Genomic DNA, 14,907 nt, shown 5'->3' on the forward strand with positions numbered 1-14,907 from the left:
AATGCCCAAAGTACACTACAGCCTGGGACGCAAAATTCTTATAAATCTTGTACCTGTGGGTGCCACACTGATTACGGTCATCGTAAACAGCTCCTTTATGAAGTTCTTCACTGATGTAATCGGCCTGAGCCCGGCCATTTATGGAACAGTATTTCTTCTCTTCAGCATATGGAACGGTATTAATGACCCTGTACTCGGATACTGGGCAGACCGGAAACCCTTCGGTGCCAGGGGCAAATATGCACCCCTTATCCGTTGGGCCACTCCGGTTATAGGGCTCTCTGTTATCGGGCTCCTTTTTTCTTCACCCAACTGGTCTCAAATAGCAATTGCAGCCTATCTACTTGTGCTTCTTGTAATTTATGAAGGAGCCCAGACAGTTCTGAATGTAAGTTTTCAGGCGTTCTCCATCAATACCTTCCTCTCCATGGAAGAGAGAACTCAGGTGAATGTCATCATGAACTACATCAATATGGTTCCCGTCTTTCTGGGCGGAATGATCCCTATCTGGTTCCTCACAGGGAATTTCAGCCACAACACATTGATTCTGATTTTCTCCATAGCGATTCTGCTGGGAGTTACTCTGATTGCTGTTGGACAGATGTTTATCAGGGAAGATCCTGATTTCTATAAACATCTGGAAGTTACAAATGGTCTAAAGCAGATGTTCAAGCTGGCAAAAGATCTTTTTCTGGACAGAACCTTTCTCCTGTTCATGGTGGCATTTTTCTTCCTCCAGGCATCCACTGGCAGTTATTTTACTGGCTATCTCTACTATATGGATAACGTCCTTGAAGTATCGGGACTCAGGGCGACAATTCCCGACCTTCTGACCGGAATAGCCCAGATGCTGATTTTCCCGATGATAATTGTGATGGTTAAAAAATACGGTTCCCGGGATACCCTTTGGATGGGAATATCTATGGCCATAGTTGGACATATAATCCTGTTTTTCCCTGTCAACTACTGGATTGCAGCAGCTACATATGTTGTGATTCTTTCAGGTTATGCTTTCTCCTCAGCCATAAATATCCCCTTTACAGGACTGGTAGTTGACCATATTGAAATGAAAACAGGCAAAAGGCAGCCCGGTGTTGTCAGAGGAATCATGCAGGTAATACTGATTCCGGCCGCCAGTGTTCAGACTCTGATTCTCAGTGCTCTTCTCGATATTTCAGGATATGTGCCTGGAAGTAAAAGCCAGCCCGAAGAAGTAGTCAGGGCCATTCGTATGGGAACGGGACTTGTTCCCGCAATCATCCTTATCATCGCTGTCGTCCTCATAAGACTCATTCCAATAAATAGAACCAAAGAGTATGAAATAGAAGCCTTTGTAGAGAGCAGACATGGAGAATCGAAATGAGAAAGAAACAATGGAAAATAAAACTGATACATCATACCCATTTTGATATCGGGTACACCCATACACAGCAGGAAGTACTGGACCTTCAATTCCTCAATCAGAATGAGGCCATGGATCTGATTGATGCCAACAGGAACAGAACTCAAAAGGCACAGTTTCGCTGGAACCCCGAAGCCACCTGGGCTCTTAAAAAATGGCTGAACAGTGCTGATGAAAAACAGAAGGAGCGCTTTCTCTCTATGGTCCGATCGGGGCATATCGGACTGGACGGCCTTTTTGCCAATATGCATACAGCCCTTTGTAGACCGGAAGAACTGATCAGGATGATGGATGGTAAAAGAGAACTCGAAGATTTAACAGGGATTCCCATAGACTCAGCCATGATTACAGATGTCCCAGGCTGGAACTGGGGAATGGTACCGGCCCTCTATGAAGAGGGCATCCGCTATCTTTCGGCAGGAACCAATCATTCGGACAGGATCGGACACACCATTAAAACCTGGGGAGACAAACCCTTCTACTGGATATCTCCTTCGGGAAAAGAGAAAATTCTTCTCTGGGTTCACGGCAAAGGATACGCCTGGTTTCATACGGCATTGAACAAACGGGAGAATCTTCGCAATAAACTGCGATACCGAAGAATCAAGGGCTATCTGAACTCTCTTGAGAAATCAGATTATCCCTATAATACAGTCCTGATCCGCTACAATATCGGATCGGACAATGGTCCACCGGACCCTAATGTAAGCCGAATTGTAGAAGAGTGGAACAGACAGCACAAGGATATCGATCTGGAATTGTCCACGACATCAGAGGCCATGGCCGATTTTGAAGCGGAATATGGTGACAGCATACCTGAATATCGCGGCGATCTGACTGCATACTGGGAAGACGGAGCCCTCTCCACAGCGAGAGAAACAGCAATAGCCAGGGAGGCCTCAGAGCGGCTGATCCAGGCTGAAAATATAGCTGTTATGACAGGGGGTAAATCAGATTTAGATGAAGCTCTTAAGGCATGGGAAGAGGTTCTTCTTTTCAATGAACACACCTGGGGAGCCCATAACTCAATAAGCAGGCCGGATCACCCTTTTGCAAAAAGCCAGTGGGCCTGGAAACGTCAGAGAGCCCTCAATGGAGAAGCGGGAACCCTGAAATTCCTCAAGGATTCAGCAGGGGGCAGCCCTGAGTTATCTTCCTTCTACAGCACAATCCTGAATAAGGTGAGAGATGAGAAAGATGAAGAGACAACTGTGACTGTCTATAACAGTAACAGTTGGGAAATATCACGGATTGTAGAGATTTCTACTGAATTCTGTTCTCTCCTCGACAGTGATGGCAATATGGTCCCTGCTCAGAGACTATCTAACGGAGACCTTGCATTCTATGCAGCCTCTGTCCCGGCTCTGGGAAGCCGGACATACAATCTCGGCAATGAAACTGCAGCGGTCATCGAGAATGGATGTTCCATAAATGCCGGAGTAATGAAAAACGATCAGCTGAGCTGTGGAGTCGATAGGACAAAGGGCAGAATAGTAAGTCTCACTCTCAAAGGGAAAGAATACATCAATAGAAATGACAGCGAAGGATTCAACGGTTTTACCATGGTACCCGGAAAATTTCCTTCCCTCAGAAAACATGAAGAGGAAGCTGTATCATTTAAAATACTTGATTCCGGCCCCCTGCGTACAACTGTCCGGATAAGCCGAAAAGCTGCACGCTGCAATGAGTATATCACTGAATTAAGCCTGGATGCCTGGAGTGATGAGATCCGCATACACAATATTCTGGATCGTCCTGTCACACGCAGAAAAGAAGGTCTTCATTTCTCATTTCCCCTGGATATTCCCGGAGGAGAACTGCGATATGACAGTGCCTGGGGTACAGTATCACTTGACAAGGAACAGCTTCCCGGAGCCAACAGAAACTTTATATCTGCGTCCCGATGGCTTGATATATCAGGTCCTGAATCGGGAATATCCTGTACATTAATGGATGCTCCAATCTTCAAGAGTGGAGAACTTGTTCATGACCCTATCCGGAGCGGCCCTCCCAAACTCTGCGGCTGGCTGGAAAAAACAGAGTACAATGGAAAATTCTACTCCTACGTGATGAACAACTACTGGCAGACTAATTTCAAGGCTGATCAGCCGGGACGAACTCTGTTCCGCTATGCATTCAGACCCCATGGTGAATATGTGCCTGAAGATAATTACCGCTCTGCTCTGGAAAACATGCAGCCCCTTCTCTGTGTAATGGGTAAAGGATCTCCTGTTTACTCCCTGCCTCTCCCTTCCGATAAGCGGATTGCCCTCAGTTCTCTGAGTAAAAATGGTGATTCTCTCAAGCTGAGGCTGGTCAATATATCAGACAGTGAAACAGAAACTACCCTGATTCTATCGGGAAATGAACTGGATGAAGAACAGTTCTCCATGGGAGGAACCGGGAAAGAGAATTGTAAGAAAGGTAATCGGATAATCATGGCCCCCGGTGAGACGGTTCTGGTGAATATAAGGAAAAAGAAGAGGAGAAAAGTTAGTGAATCTTAAAAATGAAAAAGCCATCCCCATGAGGGAAAAAATCTCTTTCGCAGGAGCCCTTGGCGGGCAGAACCTGATGTACACATTTGTGAATTTTTTTATCCTAATATTCTATACGGATGTGATGGGAATCTCTCCGCTAACTGCAGGAACTATGTTTCTGGTAGCCCGTATATGGGACGCATTTAACGATCTAATTATGGGTGTTCTGGTGGATCATACAAAAAGCCGCTGGGGCAAATGCCGTCCCTATCTGATATTTATGTCCTTTCCCATTGCAGTGACTACAGCCTTGATGTTCCTGGTTCCAGACCTGGAATACAGAGGACGTGTTATTTATATGTGGGTCACCTACATCATCTGGGGAATGGCCTATACCTCTGGGGATATTGCCCTTTGGACCATGGCAGGACGTATCAGTTCTGAGACAAAAGACCGGAACATCCTGATTTCCTGGGGACGAATAGCCGGAACACTGGGTACAGCAGCAGCCGTGCTGGCAACGGTGCCTCTGAAGAATCTCCTGGGTGGAGATGACGGTGGTGGATACTTTGGGGTAGCAGTAATCTTCTGCCTCCTCGGCTTTGCGGCTATCTTTCAGGGGGGGATTCTGACAAGAGAAAGATCGGGAAATGCCTCAAGGGAGGCTGGACTGAAGCTGTCGGACAGCCTGAAGGCAATCTTTACCAATGGCCCCCTGATTATCGTGCTGATCTCCCTCCTGCTCACAGTTATTCCCAGCCTGCAGATGGTAATGATGATGTATTTTGCCAAATACAATCTACAGGATGAGGGGCTTATGACCGTTATTGCAGGGATAAGTCTTGTAACAATGGCCGTCGGCGCAGGCCTGGTCCCCTGGTTGACCCGATATATCCCTGGAAAAACACTGGTTATCGCCAGCGGTTTTATCCTGGCAATACTGGGAACCATTATGTATTTCATCGGCTACAGTAATATTCTTGTGTTTTATGTTTTTGCAGCCCTCTGGGGACTCTTTAATGGATTTCCCGATGTGATCAGGACAACCATGATTGCCAACACCGTAGAGTGGATGGAGAAAAAAACCGGAAAACGGAGTGACGGAACAATCTTTTCCACTCTTACTTTTATCGGAAAACTCACCGCTGGACTGGGAAAATTTATAGCCGGACTGCTGCTCGTTTATATCGGCTTCAAGGCCAATGAAGTACAGACTCCCCAGGTTCTGGACGGATTATTCCAATCCATGACCATTATTCCCGGAATCGGTTCTCTTCTTATGGTCATCCCGCTGTTTTTCTACAATATAGACGAGAAGACTCACAAGGATCTGGTGGCAGAACTCAGTATATAAACAATCAGGGGAAAAAGCTGACACAGTCTCCCCTGTGAATCTCAATATAATAAAGGAAAGGACTATGCTGACTATCCGGGAAATCACCTGTGAAGATACAAAGAATAAACTTGGATGTGATGAGAATTTTCCGCGGTTCAGCTGGCTCATAAATTCAGATGACAGAGATATGCTTCAGACATCCTCTCATCTTCAGGTCAGCACGAAAAAAGAGTTTTCCACGACGGTTATGGATACTGGAATGAGGGAGAGTAATCAGTCTGTTCTGAATGAATATACAGGTCCTCCTCTGCAGCCCTTCACCCGCTACTATTACAGAGTACAGATTATTGATAATCGCGGTGAGGAGAGCTCCTGGAGTGATCCCGGCTGGTTTGAGACAGGCATAATGGATTCTGAAAACTGGATAGCCTCTTTTATTTCTCCCGAAGGGGAAGACAAGCCCGGGGACTCAGCCGGATGGTATCTGGAAAAGGAGATAGAGATTGATAAAGAGATTTCCTCTGCCAGGATCTATGCTACTGCCTTAGGCCTGTACCAATTATCTGTCAATGGAGAGGAGCCAGGAGAAAATGTATTGGCTCCGGGATGGACAAATTACGACAAAAGGTTGCTCTACCAAAGCTATGATGTGAGCTCTTTGCTCAAAGCGGGTAAAAATACCCTTAAGGGCCATCTGGGATGCGGTTGGTACAAAGGGGAACTCATGGGAGGACGAAATTTCTTCGGAAAACGCAACGCCCTTTCTGTGCAGATGCTAATCCGCTTTACAGATGGTGATGAGCGCTGGATTATTACAGATAAAAACTGGAAATCCAATCCATCACCAGTCCTCTTCTCAGAGATTTATCACGGTGAAATATACGATGCCCGGAAGGAGAAAGGGGAAGATAATACTCCCTTCAGCTCTAAAGGAGTAATAGTTCTTCAGCAGGATAAGTCTATTATATCTGCCCAGGACGGGCCTTTAATCAAACGTCAGGAAATCCTGAAAGTAAAGAAAATCATCAGAACTCCCCGGAGAGAAACTGTACTGGATTTCGGTCAGAACCTGACAGGATGGGTTCGTTTCCGGGTCAGAGGGAAGAGCGGTGAGAAAGTGATCCTGAAGCATGGCGAGATCCTCGACAGAAAAGGAAATTTTTATACAAAAAATCTCCGTCGTGCAAGGCAAGAGATTCGATACATCCTCAAAGGAGGAGAAGAGGAACTCTATGAGCCCTGTTTTACTTTTCAGGGCTTCCGTTATGTCCATATAAAATCCTGGCCGGGAGAAATCAGGGCAGAAGATTTTGATGCCGTGGTGGTCCATTCAGAGATGGAAGACACAGGTTCATTCTGCTGTTCCAGTGAACTGGTCAATCAGCTCCATCACAATATCCTATGGAGCATGAAAGGCAATTTTCTCGATATACCCAGTGACTGTCCTCAGCGAAATGAAAGACTGGGCTGGACAGGAGATGCTCAGGCCTTTGTGGGTACAGCGGTGTATCTGAAAAATACTTCGAACTTTTACCGGAAATGGCTGCGGGACTTGAAATCAGAACAGACAGAGGATGGAGGTATTCCGGATGTGATTCCTGATGTCCTCTCCCGGAAGGGACGGGGCAAATTAGTAGATCCTATAAATCCTTTCCATTCTTCCGCCGGATGGTCCGATGCGGCTGTGATCTGTCCCCAGGAACTCTATATGAGCTATGGAGACAAGAGATTTCTTGAAGAACTGTATAAGACCATGAGTAGATGGATCAGCTATGTCCGCAGGCACAGTGAAGACGGGTTGATTTGGAAAAAGGGATTCCAGTATGGAGACTGGCTGGCATTGGATAGAAAAAGGGGGAACAGCAGTTTCGGAGCCACTCCCAATAATTTTGTCGCAACAGCTTTTTATGCCAATTCGGTGCAGATCGCAGCAGAAACAGCTGAGAAGCTGGGCTTCCGGAAAGACGCAGAATCCTACTCTTCTCTTCATGACCATATTATTAATGCCTTTAGAGAGAGATTCCTCGACTCACAGGGACATCTGAAAGTAAAAACTCAGACAGCCCAGGTTCTAGCTCTTCAATTCAATCTTGTTCCCAATGATCTGAAAGCTCAGATAACAGAAGATCTGGTTCAACTGATCAAAGAATCCGGGAATCATCTCACTACAGGATTCCTCGGAACTGTCTATCTGACCAGAATACTTGCTAAACAGAAGCGCAATGACATAGCCTGCCGTTTACTGCTGAGAGAGGAGTATCCCTCATGGCTCTACCCTGTAAAACTGGGTGCTACAACCATCTGGGAACGTTGGGACGGAGTGAAACCCGACGGAAAGATGCAGTCCAAAGGTATGAATTCCTTTAACCATTATGCCTATGGCGCCGTTGGACAGTATTTATACGGCACAGTGGCCGGGATCACTCCCACAGAGCCGGGGTACAGGAAGATTCAGATTAAACCACATCCTGGAGAAGGGCTCAGTCATAGTCGTGCAGATTTAAAGAGTCCCTATGGACATATTTCTGTTGAATGGAAGATAAAGACCACTGAGATGAATCTCAGTGTTTCAATTCCTCCCAACACATCCGCCCGTGTATACAGACCTGTCGGAAACAGCAGCTATATGGAGACAGAAGGGCTTCTTCTTGGATCGGGAAACTATAAATGGACATACCCCTATAAGGAGAAATCATAAGATTCATGCCGGACTGCGTCCAATGCCGAATGGGACAATGGTAAGTTTTTCTTGCAATTGTACTATAACAATAGTACAATGAGACAAAGGGGAGGATTCCCGATGATAAGTATCAAAAACCTTTCAAAAACATACCTCAGCGGTGATATTGCCGTACATGCCCTGAAAAACATATCACTTGAAATTGACAAGGGCGCATTCCTTGCTGTTGCAGGGCCTTCGGGATCTGGAAAAACCACACTTCTGAACTGTATTGGCTGTATTGATCAGGCAGATGAAGGTCTGATTACCATAGAGAACGACCGGGTTTCTGAAATGGATAAGAATGGACGGACACTGTTCCGCCGTCAAAATCTGGGATTTATCTTTCAAAGCTACAACCTCATTCCCGTACTCAGTTCCTATGAGAATATTGCTCTGGCACTGCAGCTCAATTCAAACGACAAGAAAGAGATTGATAAGAAGACCAGAGAGATCCTGAAGGAAGTGGGACTTGAAGGAATGGAAAACCGGAGGCCCAACCGCCTGAGCGGTGGACAGCAGCAGAGAGTTGCCGTAGCCCGGGCCCTCGTGGACAATCCAAAACTGATTCTTGCAGATGAACCAACAGCAAATCTTGATTCCCATACAGGAGAAGCCATACTTGATCTTATGAAGGAGATGAATAATCGCCATGGAATAACCTTTATCTTCTCCACACATGATCAGATGGTAATGGACAGGGCCGACAGACTGATTCAGCTCCATGACGGAGAGATCCAAAGCGATAGGAGGACATGAGATGAAACTGTTTAAACTTTCATTTATGAATCTGTTCCGATACCATAAGAGAACATTTATCACAGCCTCTGCCCTCGCCTACGGAATCCTCATGTTTATATTTATTGACTCCTTTATGGCCGGATCAAGTGAAGAGAGCTTCAGAAACTACCGGATTCATGACACTGGAGATGGACAGGTCCTTGCGGCAGGCTGGTGGGAACATAGAGATGATTTATCTCTGGATTATGTAATTGAAGACAGGGCAATAGTGGAAACTGCTCTTAAAGAGACAGAAGTCTTTACTCCACACCTGGACTTCACTGCAGACTTCCTTTTCTATAAATCAGACGGTTTTGTGGAAGATGGAGACCTGCCTGTAGTTGTACGGGCTATAGATACTGAAACAGCACCACTGGTATTTCAACAATATGAGGATATTGTAGATGGCAGAATGATAGAGAGTGATGAAAACAGCGTACTCCTGGGGAGCTGGTTTGCAGAGAAACTGGGAGCCACCGTGGGTGCTCCGATTCTGCTTCAGGTGAAAACAAGATACGGTTCCACCGATGTGATAGAGCTTGAAGTTACAGGAATCATCCATACCGGAGACTCCGCACTCAACAGAAAAGCCATCTATATTCCTCTTTTCATTGCCGACGAATATCTTGAAATGGAAGGTGCAATCACAGGATATACGGTACTTGCAAAGGATAAAGTACTGGAGTCTTTGTCAGCAGGTCTGGATGGGTCTGTCCGCTTTCTGGACTATTATGAACTCACCTATGACTTCCAGTCCATGGCTGCCATGTCCGACAGTTTTATAGTCATAATTATTGCTCTCATTTTCATCATTGCCTCGGTTGGGGTAAGCAATACTATGATGATGGGAATATATGAACGCAAGTATGAAGTGGGAATGATGAGATCCCTGGGGATGACGGATGGCGAGATTATGAAAAGCTTTATTCTGGAGGCCATGGGTATCGGGCTCATCGGCCTGAGTATCGGAATATTTCTTGCGATTCCTCTGAACATCTTTCTGGTAAACCACGGAATCGATTATGGATTTATGCTGAAGGATTTTGATGTGGGCTACAGAACGACAGGTGTTCTTCATGGAAGGTGGAAAGCCAGCTCTTTTATATATTCTGCTTTGGCCGGCATCAGTATTTCGGGGATCATGGCAATAATCCCTGCCAGACGAATTCTAAAAAAACCGATATCAGAGAATCTGAGGATGAATTAACCCTTTACTCTATTCATTGATAGTATAAGGAAGACTGAAATGAACTTATTACCAATAGCAATAAGAAATGTAAAACGGAGCGGTCAGAGAAGTATTCTTTCGGGTTTTGCCATAGCCCTCTCCACCCTGCTCTGTATCTTTATGGTCTGTTTTATCATGGGTGTAGTGGATGACTATGATTTCATGCTGCTCAACTATTCAACAGGTATGGTTCAAGTCAGAGACAGCCGTTTTTATGAATATGACTATTTGAATCCCGTACAGTATTTTGTTCCCAATGAAGCCGAGGTCAGAGCCGAAGCCTTGAAAACAACAGGGGCGGTTCAGGCAGTATCAAGGATACATATACCGGGAAAACTCTATTTCAATGATAATGAGAAAAACGGTTACGGACTTGCAGTCGATTTTAATAACGAGGTTATGGACTTTGATGGGATGCTGAAGGAAGGTCGATACCCTACAGCTGCTGAGAGGGAGATGGCCATAGGAGCTAAACTTTCAGAAAAATACGGGCTGAAAATCGGAGACAAGATTACCGTCCTCACTGCTACGGCGAATAGAGGCAGCAATGCCATGACCTTTCTGGTTACCGGCATCATAGCCTTTCCCAATACAGTGATGACAGAGTGGTTCCTGATTCCCTTTGACAGGGGGCAGAAACTCACCGGAATGACAGAGGGAGCATCGGAGGTTCTTCTTTATCTTGAGGATAGAAAGATGGCTGAGACCGCAGCTGCAGACTGGGAATCCCGGCTGCCTGAAATACTTGAGGCCAAAGCCTATTCGGATCTGAACCTGATGTTCAACTATATGCGTCTGGGAAAATTCATCTACTTTATGATGGCGGGATTCTTTGTTCTCCTGGGTTGTACGGTTATCATAAACACCATGATGATGCTGGTTTATGAGAGAGTCCGGGAGATCGGGATTCTCAGCGCAATGGGTTTTACACCCAGAGAAGTTGCCAGACTCTTTTTTCTTGAAGCTCTGTTCATAAGCATCATCTCTGCAGTGATAGGAATGACAATCGGAGCCTGGCTTGTCTATAAAACAGGGCAGATAGGAATTGATATAGGTAATATGGAGTTTTTTGATAATGTTGACCTGGATTACCCAATGGTCTTTAGACCTGTACTCAGTATCAGGGCAATAGTGATAGCCGCCTTTATGGCAATCGGAATAACATCGGCAGTAGCCTATATTCCTGCAAGAAAGGCGGCAAAGATGGAGCCTGTAGACGCTCTGAATGCCTGAGAATTCAGCCTAAGGTCAGGCTGTAGGAACAGGAAAAATCTTCTTTCCCCTGCAGTCTGATCAGACCTTCTTTCTTTTCAAAATCCCTGCTGTCACCCTCTGTAGAATCCACGCCGAACCAGGGTTCGAGACAGACATAGGGGGCACTCTTACCGGCTATGGTCCAGATACCAAAATCCGGAAATCCTTCAAAGTCCATACGGACAGAGGCAGAGCTTTTCTCAGATTTCAGAATAATGGAATCAGAATTCAGACCCGATAAAATGATTGCGCCTCTGTCAAAAAGGCTGTGTTTCAGATCGATTCTATTACTGTCTGAAAGGATCGTTTCAGACTCACCGGTCAGATAGTCTTTCTTCCAGCGGCGGCTGATACTCTCATTCTTCTCAAACTCAAGATAATAATCTTCAAAAGCAGTTCCTTCAGTGAGTGGGCAGTTGAATCCGGGATGAGCACCCAGAGAAAAAAGCATCTCATGGGCAGCCGGATTCTCAACATTGTATGAAACTTTGAGACCACTCTCTGTCAGCTGATATCCTATCTCCAGAATAAAAGGAAATGGATACTCTTTCAGGCTCTTTTCAGAATCCCTGAGCCTGAGAAGACAACTGTCATCCCCCTGCTCTACTATAGAAAACAGACTTTTTCGGGCAAAGCCGTGATTATCCATGATTATGGTTTTTCCCGTATAATCCCATCCACCTTCGATGGTTGTTCCTATAACGGGAAAAAGCTGAGGTGACTGACCATTCCAGGATGCAGTATCCCCCTGCCAGAGGTATTCCCTCTCATTGACTTTCAGGCTCTTTAATTCGGCGCCCTCTGGATCAATAAGGGCTTTTAGCTTATTGTTTTTCAAATTGATCATGGAATTAAGCTACATCATTATCTTTCAGGAGTCTATCAAAATAGATGAATAAAGTGGAAACCATAATATGGATACTTGCTTACTCAACTACCATAACCAACCTCCTGGTTGGCTTTATCTGCTACAGCAGAACTAAAGATAAGAGAATTGCCTCATTTCTCCTTCTGATTATCAATCTCCTTCTGATTACTTTAATTTCAATAGGCTTCAGTATTAATCTGCTGCAACAAAGAATATTTGAGGTACTTCTGTTTACCTCCCTTTTAGCTCTCTTTTATACAATCCCGCGACTGTCCTTTCTTATGGAAGAGATTCGATTTCCCCGAAAGATATATCTGACAGCCACTACCCTGATCTACTGCCTGGCAATAATTCTCTACGTAAAAAAGCAGCAGTTTACTCCCTTAATTTATACTGTCTGGTGGATACCTTTTTTACTGATGGGATTCCATCTGAATAAACGGGCAAAAGATGCAGAGCAGGATTCAGAAAAAAAGGCTGCTAAGGTCAGAATTAAGGACTATGCGATAAATCTTAAGGCCGCCTGGTATCTTACAGGATATATTACAATCATCATGAGCCTGACTGTCCTGATTCTTATTTTTACACCCTTAAGATCTACAGGTATCTATTTCTCTGTCTTCGGATTTTTCTATTGTCTGTATAATTATCCCAGTCTTCATTTTTTTATACACACATTGATTAAAAATCAAAATGATCACCCAGGTAATATCCCGGGAAATAATAATCTTGAAAAGCTGCTCTCACCAAGAGAACTTGAAGTAGCTGAAAAACTGATAGCCGGGAAAAAATACCGGGAGATCAGCGAAGAGCTATTTATATCCCTGTCTACTGTAAAGAAACATAGTAATAATATTTACAGAAAGACAGGGATGAAAAACGGCAGGCAGCTGATTCAATTTGCCATGAAAGTGGAGAATTAATTCCAGTAGGTTCTGAATCCTGTGGCCAGAATAGCTGTACCCTTAATGTCAGATCCAAAGAACTGGCAACCACCTCCCAGTTCAACAAAAAAGCTCATCTTATTATCAAGATACAGATCGACACCGCCTCCGCCTTTGAATTCTGAATAAAAAGGTTCACCCCAGGAATCCTTTCCTTCTTCATTAAAGATTCCAAAACCGCCTTCAATAAAACCATAACTTCGAAAACCACGTTCAAAAAATCCTCCAAACAGGATCTTATCACTGAGAACCATGCTTCCGCCGTTATCGAAAGCATATCCGCTGAAGAGGATATGATTTCTTATTGAAGTTCCCTCTTTTTGAAAAATGGGAAATCCGATTTCACCTGCACCACCACTCTGGTGGCTCTCAAACCTGACAAGTCCGGCAGTGGAAAATCCATCATTCAATTCCATGGCTATAAGGCTGCTGATACCTGAAAACAAGATGACAACTGATATTATTATTTTTTTCATATGAACTCCTGATAAATGTCTAGCTGTATAGGATTCTAAGGATCTGATCACTGAATGAGTAGTGAGAAAAAGGTTACTTTTGAGGGGAAATTGGACAGGAAAGCCATTCTAGAGCCCCTGAACAGGAATAAACTGTAAGAATCCAAGCACCAGTAAAAACTGTCCGGTGAGATAGGTATTCATAGTATGAACCCTCTCATTAGGAATCTCATATGCAAAACGGTTCCAGGCATTCACCGTATCGGAGATAATAAATACAAATGCGCCGAATACTGCTGTTAAGGCCGGAGACAATTCCTGAGTACTGAGACAAAGGGTTGTGGAAATGCCCATCACTGCAATTACTACGATATAGACTGTAATGGGAACAAAGAGTTTTCCCATATGAGGTTTTAATTTAATAAAGATAATAAGGCAGTAGCCAATCATAGCCAGTGCAGCAACAGGAGCCATAACCGACTTGAACTTAAAGGAGCCCTGTCCGAAAAATGCCGCGGCATAAAACAGATGACCAATCAGAAAAGCAGCGAGACCCAGCTTGAAAAACAACTTTTTATCACTTTTATCAGGAATCATAAGAAACAGATCACCCAGCCATCCACCGGCAATTGCGGCAATCAGTACTACCGAAGGATTCTGAGCATTGAGAATATAGAACAGAGCCAGTGAAGGCATAAGAAAAGGCTTACTCAGGTAACGGAGGGGTCTGTACTTCACCGCCTCTCCACCTACATGCAGCAGAGAAAAAACAATAAAAGGTAGTGCAGATATCAACATAGTATGCCTCCCGGAACTTATAAGAAAAGAGTCATTTTAAAGTCTCACTCACGGGTGTATCTGTCAAGACAAAACAGATATTCCCATCAAAGGGTGTATGTTACGGTTACAAATGATTTTACATTTCAATTGATTACTCCTAAACTATAGTCTAGGAGTTAAAAATATGACCGACGATAAATTGAACCAATATCTTACTTTTACCGTTGCAGGTGAACAATATGCCATTAATGTAGCCAATATCAGAGAAGTGCTCGAATTTGATAGTGTCACAGTAATCCCGAAGATGCCCGAATATATGAAAGGAATCATCAACTTGAGAGGATCTGTTGTCCCTGTACTGGACCTTAAAGCAAAATTTGGAATTGGTAAAATAGAAAAAGCAACGGACACATCAGTAATTGTCACCGAAATGACTCTCAACAATGAGGCTGTTGTAATCGGACTGCTCTGTGATGCTGTCAGTGAAGTTATTGATCTGGAAGACGATCAGATCGAACCAACTCCTTATATGGGAACACAGGTACAGGCGGAGTTTATTCGGGGGATGGGTAAGAAAGATGACAAATTCATCATCATACTTGATCTGACTAAAGTCCTGACCCACCAGGATCTGAAAAATGTAGCAAATCAATCCGAATAA

12 protein-coding genes are annotated in these 14,907 nt (G+C 44.4%); 9 read left to right on the plus strand and 3 right to left on the minus strand.

Annotated elements, in window-relative coordinates:
* Position 1: 1 nt before the first annotated feature.
* The 7 genes from DV872_RS08030 to DV872_RS08060 all read left to right on the plus strand — a co-directional run bounded on the left by DV872_RS08030 (position 2) and on the right by DV872_RS08060 (position 11,178).
* Positions 2–1,363: an MFS transporter gene (locus DV872_RS08030; RefSeq protein WP_114629351.1), complete on the plus strand. Its 1,362-nt coding sequence runs from the start codon at positions 2–4 to the stop codon at positions 1,361–1,363.
* On the plus strand, positions 1,360–3,909 hold the full coding sequence (locus tag DV872_RS08035; protein ID WP_114629352.1) for a hypothetical protein: 2,550 nt from the start codon (positions 1,360–1,362) through the stop codon (positions 3,907–3,909). The genes DV872_RS08030 and DV872_RS08035 overlap by 4 nt, the downstream gene beginning before the upstream one ends.
* The gene (locus DV872_RS08040; protein ID WP_114629353.1) at positions 3,899–5,236 is read left to right on the plus strand and encodes an MFS transporter; all 1,338 of its coding nucleotides are present in this window, start codon (positions 3,899–3,901) and stop codon (positions 5,234–5,236) included. The genes DV872_RS08035 and DV872_RS08040 overlap by 11 nt, the downstream gene beginning before the upstream one ends.
* A 64-nt stretch (positions 5,237–5,300) precedes the next feature.
* Positions 5,301–7,916, plus strand: a complete 2,616-nt coding sequence (locus tag DV872_RS08045; RefSeq protein WP_114629354.1) for a family 78 glycoside hydrolase catalytic domain — start codon at positions 5,301–5,303, stop codon at positions 7,914–7,916.
* Positions 7,917–8,018: 102 nt separating this feature from the next.
* Positions 8,019–8,696 carry an ABC transporter ATP-binding protein gene (locus DV872_RS08050; RefSeq protein ID WP_114629355.1) on the plus strand — a complete coding sequence of 226 codons (678 nt, stop codon included), beginning with the start codon at positions 8,019–8,021 and terminating at the stop codon, positions 8,694–8,696.
* Position 8,697: 1 nt separating this feature from the next.
* Entirely contained in the window at positions 8,698–9,924 is a 1,227-nt protein-coding gene (locus DV872_RS08055) for an ABC transporter permease (protein WP_158546884.1), read from the plus strand.
* Between the two features lie 39 nt (positions 9,925–9,963).
* A complete protein-coding gene (locus DV872_RS08060; RefSeq protein WP_114629357.1) occupies positions 9,964–11,178 on the plus strand; it encodes an ABC transporter permease in 1,215 nt (404 codons plus the stop codon).
* A gap of 4 nt (positions 11,179–11,182) precedes the next feature.
* On the opposite strand, the gene DV872_RS08065 is transcribed toward DV872_RS08060, so the two are convergent.
* Positions 11,183–12,046 (minus strand): aldose 1-epimerase family protein, encoded by an 864-nt coding sequence (locus DV872_RS08065; RefSeq protein ID WP_114629358.1) that lies wholly within the window; start codon positions 12,044–12,046, stop codon positions 11,183–11,185.
* A 44-nt stretch (positions 12,047–12,090) separates the two neighbouring features.
* On the opposite strand from DV872_RS08065, the gene DV872_RS08070 reads away from it, so the two are divergent.
* Positions 12,091–12,990: a response regulator transcription factor gene (locus DV872_RS08070; RefSeq protein ID WP_114629359.1), complete on the plus strand. Its 900-nt coding sequence runs from the start codon at positions 12,091–12,093 to the stop codon at positions 12,988–12,990.
* Here the strand turns inward: DV872_RS08070 and DV872_RS08075 are convergent.
* Positions 12,987–13,487, minus strand: coding sequence for a hypothetical protein (locus DV872_RS08075; protein ID WP_114629360.1), 501 nt, complete (start codon positions 13,485–13,487; stop codon positions 12,987–12,989). The two genes, DV872_RS08070 and DV872_RS08075, sit on opposite strands and share 4 nt — an antisense overlap.
* A 108-nt stretch (positions 13,488–13,595) precedes the next feature.
* Positions 13,596–14,264, minus strand: a complete 669-nt coding sequence (locus DV872_RS08080) for a lysoplasmalogenase (RefSeq protein ID WP_114629361.1) — start codon at positions 14,262–14,264, stop codon at positions 13,596–13,598.
* A gap of 166 nt (positions 14,265–14,430) precedes the next feature.
* On the opposite strand from DV872_RS08080, the gene DV872_RS08085 reads away from it, so the two are divergent.
* Positions 14,431–14,907, plus strand: a complete 477-nt coding sequence (locus DV872_RS08085) for a chemotaxis protein CheW (RefSeq protein WP_114629362.1) — start codon at positions 14,431–14,433, stop codon at positions 14,905–14,907.

Source organism: Oceanispirochaeta sp. M1, from assembly GCF_003346715.1.
In the GTDB taxonomy this organism is placed as follows: Bacteria; Spirochaetota; Spirochaetia; order DSM-2461; family DSM-2461; genus Oceanispirochaeta.

Coding starts and splice junctions, on each gene's coding strand:
- DV872_RS08060 (WP_114629357.1), top strand. CDS start 9,964: ATGAACTTATTACCAATAGCAATAAGAAATGTAAAACGGAGCGGTCAG.
- DV872_RS08075 (WP_114629360.1), bottom strand. CDS start 13,487: ATGAAAAAAATAATAATATCAGTTGTCATCTTGTTTTCAGGTATCAGC.
- DV872_RS08050 (WP_114629355.1), top strand. CDS start 8,019: ATGATAAGTATCAAAAACCTTTCAAAAACATACCTCAGCGGTGATATT.
- DV872_RS08030 (WP_114629351.1), top strand. CDS start 2: ATGCCCAAAGTACACTACAGCCTGGGACGCAAAATTCTTATAAATCTT.
- DV872_RS08080 (WP_114629361.1), bottom strand. CDS start 14,264: ATGTTGATATCTGCACTACCTTTTATTGTTTTTTCTCTGCTGCATGTA.
- DV872_RS08065 (WP_114629358.1), bottom strand. CDS start 12,046: ATGATCAATTTGAAAAACAATAAGCTAAAAGCCCTTATTGATCCAGAG.
- DV872_RS08085 (WP_114629362.1), top strand. CDS start 14,431: ATGACCGACGATAAATTGAACCAATATCTTACTTTTACCGTTGCAGGT.
- DV872_RS08070 (WP_114629359.1), top strand. CDS start 12,091: ATGAATAAAGTGGAAACCATAATATGGATACTTGCTTACTCAACTACC.
- DV872_RS08055 (WP_158546884.1), top strand. CDS start 8,698: ATGAAACTGTTTAAACTTTCATTTATGAATCTGTTCCGATACCATAAG.
- DV872_RS08045 (WP_114629354.1), top strand. CDS start 5,301: ATGCTGACTATCCGGGAAATCACCTGTGAAGATACAAAGAATAAACTT.
- DV872_RS08035 (WP_114629352.1), top strand. CDS start 1,360: ATGAGAAAGAAACAATGGAAAATAAAACTGATACATCATACCCATTTT.